Below are 22,699 nucleotides of genomic sequence, written 5' to 3'. Positions count from 1 at the left end.
CATGGCGATACAGGACAGGATCCGGGCATTTTACATCCGCTTCCTCAGCCTCAACGGGGCACCGGATGAGATCGCCCGCGGCATGGCGCTGGGGGTCTTCATCGGCACGACACCGACCATCCCGTTCCACACCGCCCTGGTCATGGTCAGCTGCTTGGCCCTTCGCCAGAACATCACGGCGGCCATGCTGGGGGCGACGGTCATTTCCAACCCGCTCACGATCCCTTTTCTCTACCTCGCCCAGTACGAACTGGGCGTCCTGGTGCTGGGCATGCCCGCAAACCCGTTTGCCGTCTCCGGCCACGACATCCGGTCGATCCTGGAGATCGGGCTGCACATTCTCTACCCCCTGCTGGTCGGTGGGCTGATCCTGGCCGCCCTGTTTGCGGTCCCGTCCTATTTCCTCACCCGTCATGCCGTCGTCCGTATGAGAAGCCGCTATGCAGAGCCCGTTGAGCCTTCTCCGTAAGCACGGCATCCGGCCGCTGAAGCGACTCGGCCAGAACTTCCTGTGCGACCCCAACATCCTGGAGCGAATCGTCCGGATCGCGGAGGTCAGCGACACGGACACGGTCGTCGAGATCGGCGCCGGCATCGGCGTCCTCACGGCGCTCCTTGCCGCCAGGGCCGGCCGCGTCATCGCCATCGAGGTGGACCGTCGGCTCGTCGAGGTCCTGCAAGCGGAGCTCGGGGATATGCCCAACGTCACCATCGTCCACGCAGACATCCTGGAATACGACTTTGCCTCCGCCCGGCCCGGGGAGGGCAGGGTCCGGGTCGTCGGCAACGTCCCCTACAACCTGTCGAGCCCGATCGTGCTGCGGCTGCTCGAAGCATGGGAGTCCGTCGACCGGGCCGTCCTGATGCTGCAGCGCGAGGTGGCCGAGCGGCTGGCCGCCGCCCCGGGGACGAAGGAGTACGGCCCCCTGGCCGTCTACGTGGCTCTCTACACGGAGCCCCGTCTCGAGATACGCGTCCCGGCTTCCTGCTTCGTCCCGCGTCCCGATGTGGAGTCCCGGGTGATCCGGCTGGACATGCGGGCGAGGCCCCTTTGCAGGGTGGACGACCCGGATCTCTTCCGCGATGTCGTGCGGGGCTGCTTCGCCAGGCGCCGCAAGACGCTCCTGAACAACCTCCGGCATTCCGGGCTCCCCATCAGGCCCGAGGCGGTCCCCGGCATCCTGGAGGAGCTCGGTATCGACGGGACGAGGCGTGCCGAGACGCTGACCGTGCAGGAATTCGCCTCCCTGAGCAACCGGGTCGCCCGCGGACAAAAACCTTGACAGGCAACAGGTCTTCTGTTATTAGGGGTCCGCACCGCTTGGATCCCCCCCGGGGGACTGGGACGGAGAGTGATCACTCGAGAAGTGTGCTGATGTCAACAGCCTCCCGTCCCGCGCGGGAGGCTGTTTTCGTTTCGGGGGCAGGCCATGATCGTCATCGAGAAAGCCAGGGAGATGCAGCGGCACGCGGAGGCCCTGCGGCAGAAGGGACAGCGGATCGCCTTCGTCCCGACCATGGGGTATCTCCACCGCGGGCACCTGAGCCTCATGGAGGAGGGGAGAAAGCGGGGGGACTGCCTCGTGACGAGCATCTACGTCAACCCGACCCAGTTCGGCCCCACGGAGGATCTCGCCAAGTACCCGCGGGACTTCGACATGGACTACAGGCTCTGCCAGGGCGTCGGGGTGGACGTCATCTTCTACCCGTCCAACGAGGAGATGTACCCCGATCACTACCAGACCTACGTGGATCTCGAGGGGGTGACGCAGAATCTCTGCGGCCTGTCGAGGCCCGGGCATTTCCGGGGCGTGGCCACCGTGTGCACCAAGCTCTTCAACCTCGTGAAGCCCCACGTGGCGGTATTCGGGAAGAAGGATTTCCAGCAGCTCGTCGTCATCAAGAGAATGGTCGAGGACCTGAACATGGACCTCGAAATCATCGGCCTCGACACGGTCCGGGAGCCCGACGGGCTTGCCATGAGCTCCCGGAACACATACCTCAAGCCCGAGGAGCGCGAATCGGCCCTGAGCCTGAGCCGGGGCCTCAAGATGGCCCAGGGGATGTACGCCCGGGGCGAGCGGGATGCGGCCGTCATCATCGACGCCGTCAGCCGCTTCATCGCGGGGCATCCCCACGCGAAGATCGATTACGTGAAGATCTGCGACACGACGACGATGAAGGACGTGTCCCGTCTGGACGGGGAATGCGTCATGGCGCTGGCCGTGCGCGTCGGAGCTGCGCGCCTGATCGACAACACCGTCTTCGGAGAACCCCTGAACATCTGATGACACGGTGACGGGAAACACCGGCAGCAAGAGGGAGAGAAACCATGCAGCGCATCGTGCTCAAATCCAAGATACACCGCGCAACGGTGACGGACGCCAACCTGAACTACGAGGGAAGCATCACGATCGACGAGGGCCTCATGCAGCGGGCCGACCTCGTCCCCTACGAGAAGGTGGCGATCTACAACGTCTCGAACGGCGAGCGCTTCTCGACGTATGTGATCAAGGGGAAGAGAAATTCCGGCGTGATCTGCCTCAACGGGGCGGCCGCCCGGAAGGTCTCGAAGGGCGATCTCATCATCATCGCGAGCTACGTCCTGGTCGAAGACGAAGAGGCCAAGGGGTGGAACCCCAAGTGCGTCCACGTGGACGCGAAGAACCGGGTCCGGAAATAGCGCCGCCGGCGGTTCCGCATCGAAACCGGGCAAAGGCTGTCGAACCTTTGCCCTTTTTTTATCGGGGCTTGAAACCCATGAAACACAGGCTCAAGAACATCTTTCTCGCCGGTCTCGCCGTCTCGGTCCCGATCGGGCTGACGATCTACATCCTGTTCTTCCTGATCGGCCTGATGGACGGCCTGCTGCGGGTGATCCCGCCGGCCATTCACCCGGAGACCCTCCTGGGGGTGCACATCCCCGGCCTGGGGGTGATCGCGACGGTCGGGCTCATCTTCCTGGCCGGCCTGGTCACAACGAGCTACGCCGGGGCGAGGCTCTTCCGGTTCGCCGAGAGCCTTGTCGAGAGGATCCCGCTCATCCGGGGCATCTACCAGTCAATCAAGCAGATCGTGCAGACCATGGTGAGCAAGGAGGGACAGAGCTTCAAGAGGGTGGTCCTCGTCGAGTTCCCGCGGCAGGGGCTTCACACGGTGGCCTTCGTGACCGGGGCCGTCACCGGGGAGCTGCAGCGCAAGACCGGCGGGCGCGGCATCAGCATTTTCGTCCCCACGACCCCGAACCCCACGTCGGGCTTCTACATGATCGTCCCGGAAGACCGCGTCACGGACCTCGACATGTCCGTCGAGGACGCCTTCAAGCTCATCATCTCGGGCGGGATGCTCATGCCGCCGGAAAACAATAAGCAGTTGAGAAACGAATGAATCTCTGTTACAAATACCGCGTTTGATCGCCCGCAGGCAGCGGGACCGGCATGGAAGTCGATGACAAACCCCAACCCATGGAGGGCGCATGCAGATCACATCGGAGAGCATCAAGATCGGACACCCGGACATCGTGGCCGACGCCATCGCCGCCAACATCATCGCCGCGATTCTCGACGAGGAGAAGAAGCTCGGCCTGACGGTGTACAACATGCCGCACTGCGGCCTCGAGGTCTTCCTCGGCAAGGGCTTCTGCGTCGTCGGCGGCGAGGTCTCGACCCGCTGCTACGTGGACGTGGAGAGGATCGTGCGGGATACGGTCCTCGGCATCGGCTACAACGACTTCTGCCTCGGTCTCGACGGCGCGTCCATGGGTGTGCTCAACGCCATCATCCCGCAGTCGCCGGACATCAACATCGGCACCCGGGCCGATCTCGGGAAATTCAAGGAGATCGGGGCGGGGGACCAGGGCATCATGTACGGCTACGCCTGCTCGGACACCCCGGAGCTGCTGCCGCTGCCGTATGTTCTTTCCCATCGGATGATGCGGGTCTTCGAGGAGACGAAGCACCCCTACTTCGCGCCGGACGGCAAGGGCCAGGTCAGCGTGGAATACGACGACAAGACGGGAAAGCCCCTGCGCGTGGTCAAGGTCCTCATGTCCAACGCCATTGACTACCGCCACGTGGGCAAGGGCAAGAGGAAGGAAGTCGAGGCCGTCGCCAAGAAGATGTGCTTCGACGTCCTGGGGGACTGGATCGACCGCAAGACCGAGTTTCTCTTCAACCCCACGGGTGAGTGGCAGGCGATCCACTCCTGCAGCGCCGCCGATTCGGGCGTCACCGGCCGGAAGCTCGTCGTGCAGTTCTACGGGGGGTTCCCCGGCGCACAGCTCGGCGGAGGGTCCGTCATGAACAAGTCCCCCGAGAAGGTTGACTGCTCCGCGGCCTTCGGCGCCCGCTACGCGGCCAAGAACATCGTCGCCGCCGGGCTTGCCGAGAAGTGCTCCATCCAGCTCTCCTATGCCATCGGGGTGGCCAGGCCCTTCTCGATCTACGTGAACACTTTCGGCACCGGGAAGGTGTCGGACCGCAAGCTGGAGCAGATCGTCACGAAGGTCTTCGACTTCACCCCGGCGGGCATGATCACGCAGTTCAACCTGCTGGACGGAAACGTTTACCGCAGGCTCCCGAGGACCTTCTTCATGGACAAGTACGCCTGGGAGAAGACGGACAAGGTGAAGGAACTCCGCCGCTTGGCCAAGGCGTAACCGCATCGCCCGGCAGGACGGCGTACCCGGCTGCCGAACGCGGCGCCGTGAAAAGAGAAAGGGACCGCATGGATTACGACGTCAAGGACATGAAACTGGCGGAGCAGGGCAGGCTGGCCGTGGAATGGGCCTACCGGAGCATGCCCGTGCTCGCCCTCATCCGGAAGCGCTTCGCGAAGGAGAAGCCGCTCAAGGGGCTGCGGCTGGGCGCCTGCCTCCATGTCACCACGGAGACGGCGAGCCTCATGGAAACCCTCAAGGCCGGGGGGGCCGAGGTGCGCCTCTGCGCATCGAACCCGCTGAGCACGCAGGACTACGTGGCCGCGTACCTCGTCAAGTTCCACTCCATCCCCGTCTACGCGATCAAGGGGGAGGACACCGGGACCTACTACCGGCACATCCATGCCGTTCTCGACATGAAGCCGCACCTGACCATGGACGACGGCGCCGACCTCGTGTCGATGATCCACTCGGAGCGCCGGGACCTCATCCCCGGCATCGTCGGGGGCACCGAGGAGACGACGACGGGCGTGATCCGGCTGCGTGCCATGGCCGCCAAGGGCGTGCTGAGGTTCCCCATCATCGCCGTCAACGACGCCCAGACGAAGTACATGTTCGACAACCGCTACGGGACGGGACAGAGCACGATCGACGGGATCATCCGGGCGACGAACCGCCTCATTGCCGGCTCGGTCTTCGTCATCTGCGGCTACGGGTGGTGTTCCCGGGGGCTCGCCATGAGGGCCCACGGCCTCGGGGCGAACGTCGTCGTGACGGAAGTGGACCCCCTGAAGGCCCTCGAGGCCGTCATGGACGGCTACCGGGTCATGCCCATCGCGGAGGCGGCCGGGATCGGGGACTTCTTCTGCACGCTCACGGGCGACATCAACGTGATCCGCAGGGAACATTTTCTGAAGATGAAGGACGGGGCCATCGTGTCCAACTCGGGCCACTTCAACGTGGAACTCGATCTCGAGGGACTTGGGAAAATCACGAAAAAGACGCGAAGGATCCGCGAGTTCGTCGAGGAGCACACCCTGACAAACGGCCGGAGGGTCTATGTCCTGGGCGAAGGGCGTCTCATCAACCTGGCGGCGGCCGAGGGACACCCCTCGAGCGTCATGGACATGAGCTTCGCCAACCAGGCCCTCTCGGCGGAATACCTGGCGAAGAACGCCAAGTCCCTGAAAAAGCAGGTCTACGCGGTTCCCGGGGACATCGACCGGGAGATCGCCCGGCTCAAGCTGGCGGCCATGGGCGTCAAGATCGACACCCTGACGGCGGAGCAGAAACGGTACCTGAGTTCCTGGGAAATGGGCACGTAGCGCAGGGCGAAAGGCTCAGGGCGGGAAAACAGCGGGATCGAAGGGCAAGCCCCCGATCCCGCTTTTGTTTTTCCGGAGGCCGACATGGTGTTCCCTCGGCCCTAGGTGTCGACCCGTCGGAACATGACGACGGCCACCATGCCGAGAATGACGTTGGTCGCCCAGGCGGCTGCAATCGGGGGCAGCGTACCGGACCGGCCCAGGGACAGCGTGAAGGCGAAGACGATCCAGTAGGAGAAGCCGATGATGACGCCGACCCCGATCCCCTGGGCAATTCCCCCGCTTCTCTCGGATCGCATCGGGAAGGCGACGCCGATGAGGGCCATGATCAGGCTCACGAAGACGAAGGCGATCTTTCCGTGCAGGTCCGTCTCGTAGCGGGTGGCATCGTAGCCCTCCTGGCGCAGTTTCCGGATGTAGTCCCTGAGCTCGCGGAAGCCCATCTGGTCTGCGCTCTTCTGCACAGCCCGAAGGTCTTCGGGTTTTTCGGTGATCGCGACGGGGAGCGCGGGCAGGCGCTCGATGGACGGGAAGCCCTTGCCGGCGAAGGTGGTCCGGAGGACATCGCGGAGCTCCCAGCCCTCACCCGTCCAGCGGGCCTCGCGGGCATCGATACGGGAGACGAGGCCGAAGCCGGCATCGAGGTAGAGGATGGTCACGCCCTGGATGCGGTTTTCCGTGGGGGATACGAGCTTGAAGTTGTAGATGGCGTTCTGGCTCTTGTACCAGATCTGGTTCTCCTTGAATGCCCCCCACTCCCTCTTCTTCTGCACCTCCACGTATTTGATGTATTCTGCCCTCCAGTTGGCCGCCGGGGTGACGAATTCGTTGAGAAGAAAATTCACCGCGCTGGCGGCGATCGCAAAGGCCGTCACGGGCAGCGCGATCCTGTAGAGACTGATCCCGTTGGCCTTCATGGCGATGATCTCGTGATTCCGCGACAGCAGCCCGAACGTGATCAGTGCGGCCAGGAGGACGCAGGCCGGGATCATCATGGCCACGATGGAGGGCACCGTGTAGAGGTGGTAGGACACGATCTGGCCCAGGGTCGCCTGGTTGCTCAGGAACATCCGGATCCGCTCGAAGAAGTCCACCACGATGTAGAGGCACAGGAAGGCAAGCAGGACGAACACGAAGGTCAGGGTGAATTCGCGCGAGATGTATCGATCGAGCACGGTCATCCGCTCATCCTTTCCGTTTCCGCAGGGTCAGCCATTCCGGGACGATCTCCCGTTCCCGCGCCCGGGCAACGTAGACGTGAAGGCCCGCGGCCATGAACAGCACGTTAGGTGCCCAGACCCCGATGACGGCCGGCACCTTCCCGGTCTCGCCGAGGGCTTTCCCGTAGAGCAGCAGCACGTAGTAGACCATGACGAGCGACAGCCCGATGGTGAAGCCGCGCATCTTTCCCGAGCGGCTCGACTGGATCCCCAGGGGGATGCCCAGCAGGGCGAAGATCAGGCAGCTGAAGGGGGTCGCCAGCCGCTGGTTGAACTCGATGAGCATTTCGCGCCTCGTCGGCCCCTGGGGTTCCGGGGCGTCGATCCCCCGGCGAAGGTCCCAGAGGGTCATCTCGTCGAGCCTGCTGAACTTGACGCGGCGCTCGTCGGCGGCCGAGCCTTTGAAGTCGAGGCGGACGTCGTAGGTGCTGAAATCGACTTTCTTGTAGTTCCTGAACTGGGGATCGACGGTGTGGATGCTGCCATCCTCCAGCCGAAGCGTCACCGTCAGGGACTGCGGGTTCGAGACCAGCCTGCCCCGCGCGGCGATGATCGTGCTCGGCTCCTCGGCGGTCCTGTCGTCGTAGAGCAGGACCCCCTCCATGACATCACCGTGGGCGGGGATCCGGTCCGCAAAGATGACGATCCCCCGGAAATCGTCGTTGAAGACCTTCTCCTTGATGCCCACGCTCGCCTTTTGCTTGACGATCGAAAACAGGAGGTTCTTCGCCTCGAGATTGCCCAGAGGGATGAGGAAAAAACTGGTCAGGGCCGAAAGGCCGAACGCGATCAGGGAGATGGCCAGCACGGGCGCCGCGATCTGGTGGAGGCTCAGCCCGCAGGCCTTCAGGACGGTGAACTCGTTGTCCCGGGACAGGCGCCCGATCCCGATGAGGATCGCGATGATGAGAGCCAGGGGGATCGTGAACAGCATGAGCGCGGGCATAAGGTAGAGAATCAGCTTGAGGATGTCCGAGAAGTTGACCCCCTTGTTGATCATGAGATCGACGAGGCTCAGGATGCGCCCCATGATCAGAACGAAGGTGAAGACGAAGAGGGTCATGAGGAAGGGATAGAGGACCTCACGGAAGATGTACCGGTTCAGGATGCTGAACATGCCCTTGTGCCGCCCTGGCGCTTCAAGTATCAGTTTTTTCTTTATTAATCCAATCAAATCCTGTAAATCAACGAATACTTTCCGCCCGTGGGGGAAACGGGCCCCTGTCGCGGGCCCGCAGGAGTCGTGCCATGATCGATCTGCACACGCATTCTCTCTTCAGCGACGGGGAGCTGATCCCGTCGGAATTGGCCCGGAGGGCCGCCGTTGCCGGATACCGCGCCCTGGCCGTCACGGACCACGCGGACCACTCCAACTTCGATTTCATCCTCGAGCGGGTTTCCCAGGTCTGCGGCAAGATTTCCGAGGCCTACGGGATCTTCGTCCTGCCGGGGATCGAGATCACCCACGTGCCGCCCCGCTGGATCCCCCCCCTGGCGAAGGAGGCACGCAAGGCCGGGGCCCGGATCATCGTGGTCCATGGGGAGACCCTTGTGGAGCCCGTCATCGAGGGCACGAACCTCGCCGCCGTCCAGGCCGACATCGATATCCTCGCCCACCCGGGCCTGATCGACGAGGACACGGTGAAGCTGGCGGCCAAGGCGGGCATCCACCTTGAGATCTCGGCCCGGAAGGGCCACTGCCTGGCCAATGGCCACGTGGCGGCGCTGGCCCGCAGGCATGGCGCGCCCCTGCTGGTCAACACGGATGCGCACGCACCCGGCGATCTCATCAGCCGGGACTTCGCCCGCCGTGTCGCTCGCGGCGCAGGGCTCACGGAGGCGGAGACGGCCAGGGTCTTCCGCAACGCCGAGGAGATCGTCCGAAAGAAGACGTCGATGGGCGCCGCAACCGGCAGATCGCGGAAGAGGGGATGAGGGCCGTCTTTTTTTCCGACGTCCATGCCCGCGATTCGGCCGACACGGCGGCCGCGTGCCTCCTGGAGTTCCTCGCGGAGGTTGCGGGCTCGCTGGATCACCTCTTCGTCGCGGGCGACCTGTTCGATTTCTGGTTCTCCCGGGAGGGTGTCGCGTACCCCGGGTTTCAGCCCATCATCGACCGTCTGTCCGCGATGCGGCGCGGAGGCGTCCGGGTCCACCTCTTCGAGGGAAACCACGATTTTTTCCTGGCCGATTATTTCACCCGGCACCACGGGATCGAGGTGTACCCGTGCGATGCCCGTTTCGTGCTGGGGGGCAAGACTCTCTACATCGCCCACGGCGACCTGGTGGATCGTTCCGACAGGGGATACCGGGCCCTGCGGAGGCTCCTGCGCAGCCCGTTTTTCTACCGGCTGCAAAAGCGGATGCCCCTGCCGGTGCTCTGGTCGCTGGCGCGCCGCAGCTCCGACGCCAGCAAGGAGTACCTCGCAAAACCGCAGGAGTGCCTGGCCGCAAAAATGGAGGACTTCGCCCTCGCAAAGTTCGCCGAGGGATTCGATGCGGTCATCCTCGGGCACTGCCATCTGCCCCTGCTGCGCGCGTGCACGATCGGAGGCAGGCAGACGCATTTCGCCCTGCTGGGCGACTGGCTCGCCCACCGGTCCTACCTGGTCCTGGAGAACGGGCGGTTCGAACTCCGCTTCTGGAAAGGAGGGCCCGGCTGCCCCTGCTGAGCCGCTGACGGCCGGCCGTCCCGATCGGATGAAAAATCTGGACAGCCCGTGCGGAATGTGTTAGCAAACGTGTCTTAATTTACCGGATGACGAACGCATGAATTTCGGCGGAATCGAAGAACAATACGAAGTCCTCGAGAACGCGGCGTTTGCGGTGATCCCCGTCCCCTACGACCTCACGACGACCTACCAGGGGGGGACGCGCAAAGGGCCGGCCGCCATCCTCGAAGCCTCCTGCAACATGGAGCTCTACGACGAGGAGATCGAGGCGGAGACCTACCGTGCGGGCATTCACACGATGGAGCCTCTCGAGGCCGTCGCCTCGGGGCCGGAGGGGATGCTCGGGCGGATCGTCGAGGCCGTCGACTGGGTCTTCGGGTCCGGGAAGATCCCCGTCATGCTGGGCGGCGAGCACAGCATCACGCTGGGCGCGGTCCGGGCGGCGCGGAAACGGTTCCCGAAACTCTCGGTGCTGCACTTGGACGCCCACGCGGACATGCGGATGTCCTACCAGGGCACCCCATACAGTCACGCCTGCATCGGCAGGCGGATGAGGGAGCTCTGCCCCGTGGTCCAGGCCGGCATCCGCAGCATGAGCGCCGAAGAGGCCTCCTATCTGAAAAAAGCGGCGGTCCCCGTTTTCCCCGCAGCGGCCATCCGCCGGGACCCGGCATGGGTCGGCAAAGTGCTGCGCCGCCTGTCGAAAGACGTCTATATCACCGTCGATCTCGATGTCTTCGACCCCTCCGTCATGCCCGCGACGGGAACGCCCGAGCCGGGCGGGATGTTCTGGCACGACGTGCTCGACCTGCTCCGGGAGGTGTGCCGCAAAAAGAACGTCGTCGGGTTCGACCTCGTCGAACTTGCGCCCATCCCCGGCATGGTGGCCCCCGACTTCCTGGCGGCGAGGCTGGCATACCGGATAATGGGATACGTGACGCAAAAATCCAGATAAAGGAGAACGGCCGTGAATATCTGGGTACCGAAAAAGATCTTTTTCACCAAGGGCGTGGGTACGCACAAGGAAGAGCTGCACTCGTTCGAGCTGGCCCTGCGGAATGCGGGCATCGAGAAATTCAACCTGGTTTACGTATCGAGCATATTCCCTCCCGGCTGCAAGATGATCTCCAAGGCCAAGGGCCTGAAGGAAAAGACCCCGGGCGAGATCACCTACTGCGTCATGAGCCGCTGCTCCAGCAACGAGCCCTACCGCCTGCTGGCGGCATCCGTCGGCTGCGCGATCCCCGCGGACACGTCGCAGTACGGCTACATCAGTGAACATCACGCCTTCGGCCAGACGGAAAAACAGGCCGGCGACTACGCCGAGGACCTCGCGGCAGCCATGCTGGCCTCCACCCTGGGCATCGACTTCGACGTCGACAAGAGCTGGGACGAGAACAAGGAGATCTTCAAGATCAGCGGCAAGATCGTCCGGACACGAAACGTGACCCAGTCCTACATCGTGCCGAGAAAAGGTGGCTGGACCACGGTCCTCGCCGCGGCGGTGTTCGCATTCTAGACAAGCCGGAAAAGCCCGCGAAACGAAGGATTGCGGAAAAATCACTTGACTTATGCGGATTGCGATACTAGCATAACAAATCTCGACGCGGGGTGGAGCAGTCAGGTAGCTCGTTGGGCTCATAACCCAAAGGTCGGTGGTTCGAATCCATCCCCCGCTACCAGAAACCCCAAGGGGCCGGGAATTCCCGGCCCCTTTTCTGTTGTCTGCAATCGGGCCTCAGCGCTGCCCCTTGTAATACTGCATGGCCTCGGGAATAAGGGACTCGATGTTGCGGATCCGGGACTCCGGTGCCGGGTGCGTGGATAGAAACTCCGGCGGCCGCGAGCCGCCCTTGGCGTTCATCCGCTGCCACAGACCGATCGCCACCCGGGGATCGTACCCTGCCTTGGCCATGAGCACGAGCCCGATACGGTCTGCCTCGGACTCGTGAATCCGGCTGTACGGGAGCAGAAACCCCACCTGGGCCCCCACACCGTAGGCCTGCATGAAAATGTCCGAGGTGAGCCCGGGGCTCCGCGCAAGCGCCAGGGACAGACCGATGGCGCCGAACTGGGCAAGCAGGGCCTGGCTCATGCGCTCGTTGCCGTGCTTGGCGATGGCATGGGCCACCTCGTGACCCATGACGACGGCAAGCCCGTTTTCGTCCTGGGTGATCGGAAGAAGGCCCGTGTACACCGCCACCTTGCCGCCGGGCATGCACCAGGCATTGACCGTCTTGTCGTCCTCGATCAGGTTGAACTCCCACTTGTAACTCCTAATGTCGCTGCCTCGGCCCGTCTCCTCCAGGAGCTCTTCAGCGGCTGCCGCGATCCGCTGGCCTACACGGCGCACCATGGCCACTTTCGCCGTGTCCGTCGAGAGCTTCGATGCTTTCAAGACCTTGTTGTACTCCTGAAAGCTCATCGCCGTCAGTTCGGAATCGGGCACGAGGTGCAGCCCCTTGCGCTCCGTGACGGGGGCGCTGGCGCAGGAAGCGATGAGAAGCGCCATGCAGAAGGACAGGGCAAACGTCCCAGCCCTGACGAACCTTCGCCGTGATGCCGAGTTCATGATCTCGCCTCCTTATCGTTGGATTGTCTGTTGCATTATCATAACGGATACGGATAGGGGATGCAAATGGCGGGGCGGACCCGGATGGGCTGTCCTGCCCTTGCGGAAGGAATCAAAGGGGGATCGCTTCGGGTCTCAGGCGGTGACGCGGAGGGACGACTGGGGCTGAAACTCTTTCTTCTCTGCCGTCTCTGTCGAGATGAAGACCCCTCTTGCCAAGGGCCGTCCCTTTCTCTCGACGTATTTCACGGCAGCCCGGGAACCTACAGGGATCTGCTGGGGCTCCAGGCGGTCGAGATCAACCTTCACGACTGTCAAATCATCGAACTGCAGTTCGATCTCCTCGTCCCGCACCCGGACGGTGATCGTCTTTGCCTTGGGATTCACGGCGAGGACCTCACCAGAGAGATGCTTGACGCGAATGGTCTTCTTCTCGAGGGTATTTTTCTTTTCCAACGCAGCCGGCTTGGAGGGCGATGGGTCTGAAGGTTGACCGCAGGCCACGTAAAGAAGGCCGGCCGAGAGAAGGATTGCGAGAAAAAACAAACGGATATTCACAGCTTATCCTTCACGGCGTTGTTTGCGGAAAAATGGGGAGGGGACAGAGCGTGCATGACTGCAAACGCGTTAAAGCCAACCCGGGGGCACCGATTCCTCGATGCCCCCGGGTAAGCCTGTCCTGATTATACGGATCGGATCACTTACTTCTTCTCGGGGGCCTTCTTCTCTTCGGCCTTCTTGGGCTCTTCCTTCTTGGCCTCCTTCTTCTCCGCCTTCTTGGCGTCCTTCTTCACGGGCTTCTTCTCAGCCTTCTTGGGTTCAGCCTTCTTGGCGTCCTTCTTCGGCTCGGCCTTCTTATCGGCAGCCTTGTCCGCGGGCGCTGCCGCCTTCTCCTGGGCCGGTTTTGCGGCCGGGGCAGCCTGGGCGAAGCACAGACCCGTCGTCGCCACCACGAACATCATGGCAAACAGGATTGCGAGAACCTTCTTCATTGCGTTGTCACCTCCTTTCTATTGGTCTTGAACGACGGTGAATCAAGGAGCGTGCCAGATCGGTCAAGAATAAATAATGAATATAATCAAGCAGTTATTAACTTACGATGCTGATGGCGCGGGCCAGCTTTACACTATTCGAAAGAAACATCCGATTTTTGGAACGTGATCACGTTAATCGGAAAGAATGGCTTTGAGAATGGGAACGACGTTACCTTTTCCCGTTTGGATATCCTGCCGTTTCCCGCTGGATCCCGCCCATGGGCCGAAATGTGTATGCGAATCGGCGTCTCCTGAAAGAAAACATTAAAAAAAAGAGGGGCACCGGCTTACCAGTACCCCTCTTTGTGCCAGACTCAAATGATGTCGTCGGCAGCTTACTTCTTCTCGGGAGCCTTCTTCTCCTCGGCCTTCTTGGGCTCTTCCTTCTTGGCCTCGGCCTTCTTGGGCTCAGCCTTCTTCTCGGCCTTCTTCGCGGGCTTCTTCTCTGCCTTCTTCGGCTCGGCCTTCTTGGCGTCCTTCTTCGGCTCGGCCTTCTTGGCCTTGTCGTCAGCCTTCTTCTCCGGGGCCGGAGCAGCCTCCTTCTTCTCGGGGGCCTTTGCCGGGGCAGCCTGGGCGAAGCACAGACCCGTCGTCGCCACCACGAACATCATGGCAAACAGGATTGCGAGAACCTTCTTCATTGAGTTGTCACCTCCTTTCATCGATTCTTGCGTCGGGAGTCTACAAGGAGCGTGCCAGAAAGGGGGTAACAAGATTGTTCAATATAAACAATAACTTGAAAATATGACGTCAGGCGAAAAAACTGGGTTTTGCACTTTTTTGATAAGGGGCTCACCCATTCGGGAAAGACAGGACAAATTCAAGATATGCCTTACAATATTCAGAGAATAAATTGCATTATTTCGAAGAAACCTTTAATAGGAAAATCGCCTCAAGCGGCGGGAATATTTAAAATATTCCGTGATTTCAGCCTGATGTGAATTTTCCCGGGCTTTCATGCCGAGAGTGCGGAATCAGCCCTGATTCGGACGGCTCAACCCGTACTTTTCCCACCGGTAGGCAAAGGCCCGGTAACTCATGTTCAGCAGCTTGGCAGCACGGGCACCGACGTTGTTGGCCTTCTCCATGGCTTTGAGCAGCAGGTCTTTCTCCAGTTCCTCGTAACTGATCCCCACGTCGGGAATATCCACAGGCATGATGCACTTCAGGGCGTTTCGCTTCTCCGGTGACTCGAGCTCGTGCTTCTTCCAGCTGTACCAGAAGGCGTCATAGTTCATGTCCAGGAGCCGGGCGGCCCTTGCGATGACGTTGTTGGACTTGGCCATGGCCTTGACGAGGAGTTCCTTTTCCAGCTCCTCGAGGTCGATCCCCTCATCGGGGATCTCGATGCCCATGGCCGGCCGGGGTTCCGAGCGCAGCTCCCCGCGGATATCCGCCAGGCCGATCGTGTCGGTCTCGCACATGAGGACCGCCTTTTCCAGGACGGACTGCAGCTCCCGGACATTGCCCGGCCAGGGGTGGTGGACGATGGCCTTCATCGCCGCCTCGTCGATCCTGACGACGTTCTTGCCGAAGTTGTGGCTGAATTTCTGCAGGAAGAAATTCGCCAGGTCGGGGATGTCCTCCTTGCGGTCCCGCAGCGGCGGCATCTGGATCGTGACGACCTTGAGCCGGTAGAACAGGTCCTCGCGGAACCGCCCGTTCTTCATCTCCTCGTGCAGATCCTTGTTGGTGGCCGAGACGATCCGCACGTCGACCCGGATCGGCTCGCGCCCCCCGACGCGCATGATCTCGCGTTCCTGCAGGACCCGGAGGATCTTGGACTGGGTCATCATGGGGAGGTCCCCGACTTCATCGAGGAAGATCGTGCCGCCGCTGGCCGCCTCGAAGAGGCCCTTCTTGCGCTGCGTGGCGCCCGTGAACGCGCCGGGCTCGTAGCCGAACAGCTCGCTCTCGAGAAGGGTCTCGGGGATCGCCGCGCAGTTGATGGCCATGAAGGCCTTCTCCCGGCGACCGCTGTTGTAGTGGATGGCCTTGGCGATCAGCTCCTTCCCCGTACCGCTCTCTCCGAGGATCAGCACCGTGGCGGGGCTGTCGGCCACTTTGCGGACGATGTGAATGATGTCCTTGATGGCCTTCGAGTGCCCGATGATCCCCTGAATGCTGAACATGTCGTTGAGGGCCTTGCGCAGTTCGAGATTGTGCTTGAGCAGCTCCTTGCGCTCAAGGGCGCGGCGGATCGCCAGGATCACGACCTCCTTGTCGAGGGGCTTCGTGAGATAATCGAAGGCGCCTTTCTTCATCGCCTCGACGGCCGAATCGACGGTCCCGAAGGCGGTCATGAGAATCACCGTCGGGGGCTGCTTGAGGCCCTTGAGCTTCTCGAGCAGTTCGATCCCGTCCATCTTCCCCATCTTGAGATCGGTGAGCACGATGTCCGGCTCGTAGGCCCTTGCCAGTTTCAGGGCCTCCTCCCCCGATGCGGCCGAATAGGTCTCGTATCCCTCGTCGGCGAGAATGGTCGTGAGGATCTCGCGCTGGAGGGGTTCGTCATCCGCAATCACGATGACCGCCATGTCTGTTCCTCTCCCGGGACTGCGTCGCTGCGCGGCTCTTCACCGGCTAGGGCCAGGGGCAGGCTGATCGTCACCTCGCTGCCCCGTCCCTCGACGCTCGTGAATTCGATCTTCCCCCCGTGCTCTTCGATGACCCGTTTCGTCATGGCCAGCCCCAGGCCGAGGCCCTGGCTCTTGGTCGTGAAGAAGGGCTCGAAGATGCGGTCGAGGTCCGCCTTCGGCACGCCGGTTCCCGTGTCGGCGATCCGGATCAGGAAGCGGCCGTCACGTTCCTCCGTTGCGAGCGTGAGGGTACCGCCGTCCGGCATGGCCTGAAACGCGTTCGTCACCACGTTGAACAGGCAGCTCTTCATGAGCTCGGTGTCGAGCTTGAGCTGCGGCAGGGCGTAGTATTTCTCGACGATCTGGATCCGGTCCGATTCCGCCTTTGCCTTGACGATTTCGACGACATCGGCCAGCAGCTCCCCCATGGGGCATGTCTGCAGATCGAGCTTGAGCGGCTTGCCGTAGTCGAGGAAGTCCCGGACGAGGCGGTCGAGGCGGTGGATTTCCTCCTTCATGCTGTCCACCAGTTTCTCGAATCCCTCGGCGGCCGCGCCGTCGGCAGGCCGATACTTGGACTTGATGTGATCGATGGATAGGCTGATGAAGTTCAGCGGGTTTCGGATCTCGTGCGCGATCCCCCGGGAGAGCTGTCCGATGGCCGACAGGTGCTCCGCTTCCCGGAGCCTCTCTTCGACCCTCTTGTGCTCGCGGAGTCGTTGGACCATGAAGTTGAAGCTCTGGGTCAGGTCCCCGATCTCGTCCTTGCGGTCCACGGGAAGGCTTTGGTTGAGATCCCCTGCCGCCACCTTGCGGGCCGCCGCGACGACGTTGTGAATGGGTTCGGTGTACCAGACGGAGAGGAACGTGGAGAGCAGGATCCCGACGGCGAACACGGCAAGGGCCGCCAGGATGCGCTTCGTCGTGTTCCGGCGCAGCGTTTCCTGCAGGTTCTCGACGTTGATCTGCAGGTGGATGTACCCGTAATGCGCCTGGCCGGCAATGACGGGGATGATGACGTTGTAGGCCTTGCCCTCCTGGTCGACGGCCGGTTCCCCGAGCTCGGCCTTGATGATCAGCTCCTTCTTCTTCTGGCTCACCGGCGTGCCGACCTTGTTGGGGTTTGTGCTTGCGATGATTTCGTCGGCGTTGCTGATGATGGAGATTTCCTTGATCCCCTTGGTCTTCAGCGACGAGAGGTACTTCTCGAGGCGGGTCTCGCTCGACGCGCCGCCGGTCACCTCCTCGACACCGACCTGGACCGCCTGGGCCAGCTCGGCCGTCTGGCTCTCTATCTGGGCCATGAGGCTCTTCTCGGCCTGCCAGTAGATGGTGATCAGGGTGACCAGCAGAACCGCGGTCATCAAGAGCATCATCAGGATGAGCTTCTTGTTGAGGGAGAGATCGAGAAAAAAGGTTTTGAGCATAGGTCCGTGTCCGTCGTCCCGGCGCCCGGTGCGCCGGCCATGGAGGCAGGGCCGGGGTTCGCCGCCGGTTTCACCCTTAACATCAAAGCCCTGCGCCTGTCAACGGCACCGGCTGCGGCACGCGGACTCCGGGGATTCGGCCGTTGCTTTTTCGCCGGCGGATTCCTATAATCAATCGCCGTTCCGCACGACGTTCCCCCCGGAGACGATGCCGTGATGCCTCGGTTCACATGCCGCATGACGAGATACCGGGACCGGTGGCTCATCCCCGCGGTCGTCCTGCGGTACACCGTGCTGTCCTTCGTGCGGAACCGCGACATCCACACGGCGGCCACGCTGGCCTTTTACGGCGTTTTCGCCCTGATCCCCCTGAGCGTGGCGGTCCTGTTTTTGCTGAGCCAGGTCTTCGTCTCGTCCCGCCAGGTCAGCGCGGCCGTCGAGGCGATCATCATTGAGATCGTTCCCCAGCACTACGAGGTCATTCTCCGCGAGGTCTTCACCCTTGCGGAGAGAAAGGCACTGGGTTTCATCGGCCTCATCCTGCTGCTCTGGCCCGTTGTCCCCCTGGCACGCGCGATCCGGGCCGGCTTCCTCAACGTCTTCAAGGCGGAGCGCAGCGGCGGGTTCATCCGGGACAAGCTCCTCGACTTTGTCGCCGTGCTGTCGCTCTTGATGATGTTCCTGGTGCTCGTGGCCGGACAGATCCTCTACGCCGCGGCTTCGGCGGAAGCCATCGCCCCTGCCGGCACGCTGCGGGCGCTGCCGGAGGGGGTGATGCCCCTGCTGACAGGCACCCTGTTTCTCTCCGTTTTTTTCCTGGTTTTCTGCCCCGTGGCGCTCGAGTGGTGGAACCTGCTTTTGGGCGCGCTGGCCGCGGCGGTGCTCTGGTCGATCGTCCGCCCGCTGTTTGCCCTTTTCCTGCAGGTCAACCCGGATTACGGACTCGCGTTCGGGTCTCTCAAGGCCGTTTTCGTCCTGGTCGTCTGGATCTACTACACCTTTGCCGTGATCCTGTTCGGCGCGGAACTCCTGGCCAACACCCGGCGCCGGGAGGCACTGCTGCTGGCAAGGCTTCTGGAAGAACGGAAGACCGGCGAGGCGGCATTCCCGCCTGTGCCTTCCCGCTTCATCCGGTCCTTTGAACCCGGGGAGGTGGTCTTCGAGGAAGACTCCCGGGGCCGTGACATGTTCTACATCCTGTCCGGGGCGGTGCGGATCCTCAAGAAGGGGCAGCTCCTCAGGGAGATGACCGCCGGCGACTATTTCGGGGAGATGGCCATGCTGATACAGGCACCGAGGACGGCATCCGCCGTGGCAGCGGCACCGGACACCCGGCTTGTCGTCATCTCGGAATCCAATCTCGAGGCGATCCTGAGGGAGAACCCCCGCATCGTGGTCCACTTTCTCAGGGAAATGTCGGGGCGCCTCCGCGCGATCAACGAGAGGATCGACGACCTGCCCGAAAGCGGCCGGGGCGGGGAAGGGAAGGGGCCTCTCTGACCACAGCCCGCGTGGGGATCGCAACGGGCGGCACAGACCCGTACCCCGTAAGACAAACACGGCTGCGTGAATCCGCGCCGGATCATAGAAAGGAGTGCAAACCCATGAAGATCGCCGTTTCCTCGACGGGGCCCGAATTGCGGGACCTCGTGGACCCCCGCTTCGGCCGCTGCCGGTACTACCTGATCTACGACATGGACACGGGCACCCACGAAGCCAGGGAGAACACGGCCGGCATGCATTGAATCACGCGCGGGACGGCTACCGGGAACCTCGTAGCCGGCGAGCGTGTGGACTGCGTCGTGACGGGACACATCGGCCGAAAGGCGACGGCGGCCCTCAAGAGCGCGGGAGTCCGGATCTTCCTGGGCGCCTCGGGGACGGTGCAGTCGGCCATCGAGGCCTTCCGGGCTGGCAGCCTTGAGGAGAAGATCTGATTTTCAGTCGCGAAATAAAGCCCCCTTTCTCTTCCAACACAGCAGAGAGAGGGGGCTTTGGACTGCACCCCTTGAGTTGGACAAAATGTGTTAGAGTACCGGGCAGGACCCCCGATCCCCACGAGGGGGAGAAAGGATCTTGCCATGAAGCCACGCAGAACCTTCAGCAACGAGTTCAAGCGTCGGTGATCGAAGAGTACCTGAGCGGGGTCAGCACGGCGGCGCAGCTGATGCGCCGTCACGAGATCTCGTCGGGGCTGCTGTATCACTGGAAGGATCAGTACACCAAGGGGCGCTTTGATAACCCTCCCAGTCACGAAGCGGCCCTGGAGGAGCGCGTCCGTCAGCTCGAGCAGCTGGTGGGCCGGCTCACCCTGGAGAACGAGTTTTTAAAAAAAGCCGTGCAGCGAAGCCTCGCACCGCCGAAGAGAAGCGGCGGTTCATCGCTGAGCATCGTGCCCTCGTCGAAAGCATCGAAAGGGGGTGCGAGCTGATGAACCTGCCCCGCAGCACGTACTACCATCAGTCAAAGAGCCAACCCGACGGGGAGAAAGCGCTCATCGCCCGCATCGAGACCGTGATCGAGGAGTTCCCCGGCTACGGGTATCGCCGGGTGACCAAGGAGCTGCATCGTCGAGGGTTCCGGGACAACCACAAGAAGGTGCTTCGCGTCATGCGCGAACAGGAATTGACGCGCAAGCCCAGGCGCCGCTGGGTCCGCACCACCAACAGCGAGCATCCCCATCGGGTCTATCCCAACCTCGCGCAGAACCTGCTGGTCACGGGCCCCAACCAGCTCTGGGTGGCCGACATCACCTACATTGCCATCCTGAGCGGCTTTGTCTATCTGGCGGTCATCCTGGATCTCTTTGCCCGCAGGGTCGTGGGCTATGCGCTCTCGCGCAATATCGACACAACCCTGTGCCTGGAGGCCCTCCGGATGGCCCTGGCGCGTCGCAGACCCCCGGCAGGAATCATCCATCACTCGGATCGCGGGGTCCAGTATGCCTCCCGAGACTACGTGGAGGAGTTGCTTGCCAACGGCTTCCGAATCAGCATGGCCCGCAAGGGCAACCCCTACGACAATGCGGCCGCCGAGAGCTTCATCAAGACCCTGAAGGCCGAGGAGGTCTACCTCTGGGAGTACCGGACGATGGCCGATGTCCAGAATCGTCTTCCCTCCTTCATCGAGGACGTTTAAATCGCAAGCGGCTGCACTCCTCACTGGGATATCGGCCGCCTGTGGAGTTTGAAGAAATGTTCAACAACGCCAAGTCCTGTCCGGTTACCCTAACCGCAGTTGTCTAACCGCAGGGGGGCACTCCACTTTGTTTCCATACATGCGCAATGCAGAGGGGACATCCTGCAGGCTGGTCAAAAGAGGCCAGATTCTAGGCGCCCGCAGATCCGAGGAGCGAGGCGTACATCAACGGTACGTTGAGCGACGAGGAACAAGGGCAACAACGCATATGGCCGGTTTTCACCAGCCTCACTTAGAAGGAGTGCTCCGGGCCGGGGAACGTCCCCTTCTTCACCTCGTCGATGTACTGCGCGGCCGCCTCCTTGATCTGCGCACTCAGGTTTGCGTACTTCTTGACAAACTTCGGGGTGAAACGCTCGAAGAGCCCCAGCATGTCGTGCACCACCAGGACCTGGCCGTCGCAGTGCACGCCCCCGCCGATGCCGATCGTGGAGATGGAAAGCGATGCCGTGATCTTCTCCGCCAGCGCGGCGGGCACGCACTCCAGGACGATGGAAAAGGCCCCCGCCTCCTCGAGGATCTTGGCATCCTCGAGCAGCCTCGTGGCCGAGGGGTGATCCTTGCCCTGCACCTTGTATCCGCCGAGCTGGTGCACGGACTGCGGCGTGAGGCCGATGTGCGCCATGACGGGGATGCCCGCCTGGGCGATCCGGCGCGTCACCTCGGCCACTTCGCGGCCCCCTTCGAGTTTGACCCCGTGGGCCCCAGCCTCCTGCATGAAGCGTCCGGCATTGCGTACGGCCTCTTCGACCGACACCTGGTAGGACATGAACGGCATATCCCCGATCACCATGGCCCGCTTGGCCGCCCGGGTAACGGCCTTGGTGTGGTGCAGCATGTCCTCCATCGTCACGGGGAGGGTGCTGTCGTAGCCGAGAACGACCATCCCCAGCGAATCCCCCACGAGGATGATGTCGATCCCGGCCTCGTCCACGGCCGCCGCCGTCGGGTAATCGTAGGCGGTCAGCATGGTGAGCCTCTCGCCTTTTTTCTTCATGTCCCGGATCGTCGACGTGGTAACCCGCGTGATCTTGACCTGTGTGCTCATCCCTTTCGGCCTCCCTTCAGCATGGCTCGTATGTCCGCCAGTTTGTCCTCCCCCACCGCGCCCCTCCGTGCGGTGATCTCCGCCGCAAAGAGACCCATCTCGCGATAGAGCCTCGTGAGCTCCGGGAAGCGTTTACGGAATCCCCGGAGGTGTTTCCGGACGGTTCCACCGTCACCCCGTGCGATCGGTCCGGTCAACGACGGGATGGTCCCCTTGCTCTCGATGTTGGCGACGGTGCCCCGGACAAGCGGCCAGAAGGCCCGATGCGCCTCCTCGCGGGAAAGCCCCATGCGCCCGTAGATTTCCTCGACCAGATACATCAGCGTGACGAGGTAGTTCGAGGCCATGCAGGCCGCCGCGTGGTAAAGGGGCTTGTCCTCGGGCGATACGTGGAAGGGCCGCCCCCCGAGGTCCTCGACGAGCCGGTCGGCCCAGGTCAGGATCTCCTCGTCGGCCGTGACGCCGAACGTGCTGCCGGGGATCTTGGAAATGGCGCTCTGCACGTCGGCGAACGTCTGCAGCGGGTGGATGCAGGCCGTGCGGGCTCCCCGCCTGCGGGCCGAGCGGAGAAGGTCGAGACCGCCCACACCGCTGGTGTGCACCACCTTCGAGCCCATACGGAAGCCCCCTGCCGCGGAGACGGCCCTGCACACACCCTCGATGGCGTCGTCGCTGGTCGTGACGAGGATGCAGTCGGCCCCCTGTGCGGCTGCGGTGAAATCCGTCGTCGCCGTCCCTCCCGTGTACGCGACGGCACGCCTCGCCGCCTCCAGGCTGCGACCCGCAACGGCCACGACGTCATGGCCCGCCTTTCCCAGCAGATGCCCCAGGGCCGTGCCGACCTTGCCGGCCCCGAGAATGGCGATGCGCTCTCGATTCGGCCGTTCGCTCATCATCATCTCCACAATCCGCGATAGCCGGTCCCTGACGTCCTGCTGCCGGCGGTGACCCTCGGCGGCATCGCGCC

At 62.7% G+C, this 22,699-nt stretch carries 23 protein-coding genes, 1 tRNA gene and 3 pseudogenes; 17 read left to right on the top strand and 10 right to left on the bottom strand.

Annotated features, from left to right (window positions below):
* The first annotated feature begins 1 nt into the window (after position 1).
* The 7 genes from HPY67_01580 to HPY67_01550 all read left to right on the top strand — a co-directional run bounded on the left by HPY67_01580 (position 2) and on the right by HPY67_01550 (position 5,982).
* Positions 2-469: a DUF2062 domain-containing protein gene (locus HPY67_01580; GenBank protein ID NPV03410.1), complete on the top strand. Its 468-nt coding sequence runs from the start codon at positions 2-4 to the stop codon at positions 467-469.
* The gene (gene rsmA, locus HPY67_01575; protein NPV03409.1) at positions 441-1,283 is read left to right on the top strand and encodes a ribosomal RNA small subunit methyltransferase A; all 843 of its coding nucleotides are present in this window, start codon (positions 441-443) and stop codon (positions 1,281-1,283) included. The genes HPY67_01580 and rsmA overlap by 29 nt, the downstream gene beginning before the upstream one ends.
* A gap of 147 nt (positions 1,284-1,430) precedes the next feature.
* Positions 1,431-2,288 (top strand): pantoate--beta-alanine ligase, encoded by an 858-nt coding sequence (locus HPY67_01570; protein NPV03408.1) that lies wholly within the window; start codon positions 1,431-1,433, stop codon positions 2,286-2,288.
* 44 nt (positions 2,289-2,332) lie between these two features.
* Entirely contained in the window at positions 2,333-2,683 is a 351-nt protein-coding gene (locus HPY67_01565; GenBank protein ID NPV03407.1) for an aspartate 1-decarboxylase, read from the top strand.
* A gap of 77 nt (positions 2,684-2,760) precedes the next feature.
* Entirely contained in the window at positions 2,761-3,387 is a 627-nt protein-coding gene (locus tag HPY67_01560) for a DUF502 domain-containing protein (protein NPV03406.1), read from the top strand.
* An 88-nt stretch (positions 3,388-3,475) separates the two neighbouring features.
* Positions 3,476-4,657 (top strand): methionine adenosyltransferase, encoded by a 1,182-nt coding sequence (locus HPY67_01555; GenBank protein NPV03405.1) that lies wholly within the window; start codon positions 3,476-3,478, stop codon positions 4,655-4,657.
* 68 nt (positions 4,658-4,725) lie between these two features.
* The gene (locus HPY67_01550) at positions 4,726-5,982 is read left to right on the top strand and encodes an adenosylhomocysteinase (GenBank protein NPV03404.1); all 1,257 of its coding nucleotides are present in this window, start codon (positions 4,726-4,728) and stop codon (positions 5,980-5,982) included.
* Positions 5,983-6,083: 101 nt separating this feature from the next.
* On the opposite strand, the gene lptG is transcribed toward HPY67_01550, so the two are convergent.
* Both lptG and lptF read right to left on the bottom strand, forming a co-directional pair.
* Entirely contained in the window at positions 6,084-7,163 is a 1,080-nt protein-coding gene (gene lptG, locus HPY67_01545; GenBank protein NPV03403.1) for an LPS export ABC transporter permease LptG, read from the bottom strand.
* A 4-nt stretch (positions 7,164-7,167) separates the two neighbouring features.
* Positions 7,168-8,319 (bottom strand): LPS export ABC transporter permease LptF, encoded by a 1,152-nt coding sequence (gene lptF / locus HPY67_01540; GenBank protein NPV03402.1) that lies wholly within the window; start codon positions 8,317-8,319, stop codon positions 7,168-7,170.
* Between the two features lie 131 nt (positions 8,320-8,450).
* Here lptF and HPY67_01535 point away from each other — a divergent pair, with 131 nt between their 5' ends.
* The 5 genes from HPY67_01535 to HPY67_01515 all read left to right on the top strand — a co-directional run bounded on the left by HPY67_01535 (position 8,451) and on the right by HPY67_01515 (position 11,556).
* Positions 8,451-9,137 carry a histidinol phosphate phosphatase domain-containing protein gene (locus HPY67_01535; GenBank protein ID NPV03401.1) on the top strand — a complete coding sequence of 229 codons (687 nt, stop codon included), beginning with the start codon at positions 8,451-8,453 and terminating at the stop codon, positions 9,135-9,137.
* Positions 9,134-9,874: a UDP-2,3-diacylglucosamine diphosphatase gene (locus HPY67_01530; GenBank protein NPV03400.1), complete on the top strand. Its 741-nt coding sequence runs from the start codon at positions 9,134-9,136 to the stop codon at positions 9,872-9,874. Before HPY67_01535 ends, HPY67_01530 begins: the two co-directional genes overlap by 4 nt.
* Before the next feature lie 97 nt (positions 9,875-9,971).
* Entirely contained in the window at positions 9,972-10,829 is an 858-nt protein-coding gene (gene speB, locus HPY67_01525; GenBank protein NPV03399.1) for an agmatinase, read from the top strand.
* An 18-nt stretch (positions 10,830-10,847) separates the two neighbouring features.
* Positions 10,848-11,393, top strand: coding sequence for an arginine decarboxylase, pyruvoyl-dependent (locus HPY67_01520; protein NPV03398.1), 546 nt, complete (start codon positions 10,848-10,850; stop codon positions 11,391-11,393).
* Between the two features lie 86 nt (positions 11,394-11,479).
* Positions 11,480-11,556, top strand: a tRNA-Met gene (locus HPY67_01515).
* 56 nt (positions 11,557-11,612) lie between these two features.
* Here HPY67_01515 and HPY67_01510 read toward each other — a convergent pair.
* The 6 genes and pseudogenes from HPY67_01510 to HPY67_01485 all read right to left on the bottom strand — a co-directional run bounded on the left by HPY67_01510 (position 11,613) and on the right by HPY67_01485 (position 17,486).
* Entirely contained in the window at positions 11,613-12,386 is a 774-nt protein-coding gene (locus HPY67_01510) for a M48 family metallopeptidase (protein NPV03397.1), read from the bottom strand.
* A gap of 195 nt (positions 12,387-12,581) precedes the next feature.
* Complete coding sequence (locus tag HPY67_01505) at positions 12,582-12,902, bottom strand: hypothetical protein (protein ID NPV03396.1); 321 nt, start codon at positions 12,900-12,902, stop codon at positions 12,582-12,584.
* Between the two features lie 267 nt (positions 12,903-13,169).
* Positions 13,170-13,379: pseudogene (locus HPY67_01500) on the bottom strand (hypothetical protein).
* Between the two features lie 436 nt (positions 13,380-13,815).
* Complete coding sequence (locus HPY67_01495) at positions 13,816-14,121, bottom strand: hypothetical protein (protein ID NPV03395.1); 306 nt, start codon at positions 14,119-14,121, stop codon at positions 13,816-13,818.
* A gap of 552 nt (positions 14,122-14,673) precedes the next feature.
* Positions 14,674-16,017: pseudogene (locus HPY67_01490) on the bottom strand (sigma-54-dependent Fis family transcriptional regulator).
* A complete protein-coding gene (locus tag HPY67_01485; protein ID NPV03394.1) occupies positions 16,002-17,486 on the bottom strand; it encodes a HAMP domain-containing protein in 1,485 nt (494 codons plus the stop codon). The pseudogene HPY67_01490 and the gene HPY67_01485 overlap by 16 nt, the downstream one beginning before the upstream one ends.
* 216 nt (positions 17,487-17,702) lie before the next feature.
* Here HPY67_01485 and HPY67_01480 point away from each other — a divergent pair, with 216 nt between their 5' ends.
* The 5 genes and pseudogenes from HPY67_01480 to HPY67_01460 all read left to right on the top strand — a co-directional run bounded on the left by HPY67_01480 (position 17,703) and on the right by HPY67_01460 (position 20,624).
* Entirely contained in the window at positions 17,703-18,986 is a 1,284-nt protein-coding gene (locus HPY67_01480) for a YihY family inner membrane protein (protein ID NPV03393.1), read from the top strand.
* A 104-nt stretch (positions 18,987-19,090) separates the two neighbouring features.
* Positions 19,091-19,231 (top strand): hypothetical protein, encoded by a 141-nt coding sequence (locus HPY67_01475; GenBank protein ID NPV03392.1) that lies wholly within the window; start codon positions 19,091-19,093, stop codon positions 19,229-19,231.
* A 45-nt stretch (positions 19,232-19,276) separates the two neighbouring features.
* On the top strand, positions 19,277-19,423 hold the full coding sequence (locus HPY67_01470) for a NifB/NifX family molybdenum-iron cluster-binding protein (protein ID NPV03391.1): 147 nt from the start codon (positions 19,277-19,279) through the stop codon (positions 19,421-19,423).
* A gap of 185 nt (positions 19,424-19,608) precedes the next feature.
* Positions 19,609-19,917, top strand: a complete 309-nt coding sequence (locus HPY67_01465) for a transposase (GenBank protein NPV03390.1) — start codon at positions 19,609-19,611, stop codon at positions 19,915-19,917.
* A pseudogene (locus HPY67_01460) lies at positions 19,809-20,624 on the top strand (IS3 family transposase). Before HPY67_01465 ends, HPY67_01460 begins: the two are co-directional and overlap by 109 nt.
* Positions 20,625-20,916: 292 nt before the next feature.
* On the opposite strand, the gene panB reads toward HPY67_01460, so the two are convergent.
* On the bottom strand, positions 20,917-21,732 hold the full coding sequence (panB, locus tag HPY67_01455) for a 3-methyl-2-oxobutanoate hydroxymethyltransferase (GenBank protein ID NPV03389.1): 816 nt from the start codon (positions 21,730-21,732) through the stop codon (positions 20,917-20,919).
* Positions 21,729-22,625: a DUF2520 domain-containing protein gene (locus HPY67_01450; GenBank protein NPV03388.1), complete on the bottom strand. Its 897-nt coding sequence runs from the start codon at positions 22,623-22,625 to the stop codon at positions 21,729-21,731. Before HPY67_01450 ends, panB begins: the two co-directional genes overlap by 4 nt.
* Positions 22,626-22,699 lie beyond the last annotated feature (74 nt).

The organism is Syntrophaceae bacterium (assembly GCA_013177795.1).
Taxonomy (GTDB): domain Bacteria; phylum Desulfobacterota; class Syntrophia; order Syntrophales; family UBA2192; genus UBA2192.
Note: the sequence above shows the minus strand (reverse complement) of the source record. Positions and strands in the feature narration are given on the sequence as shown.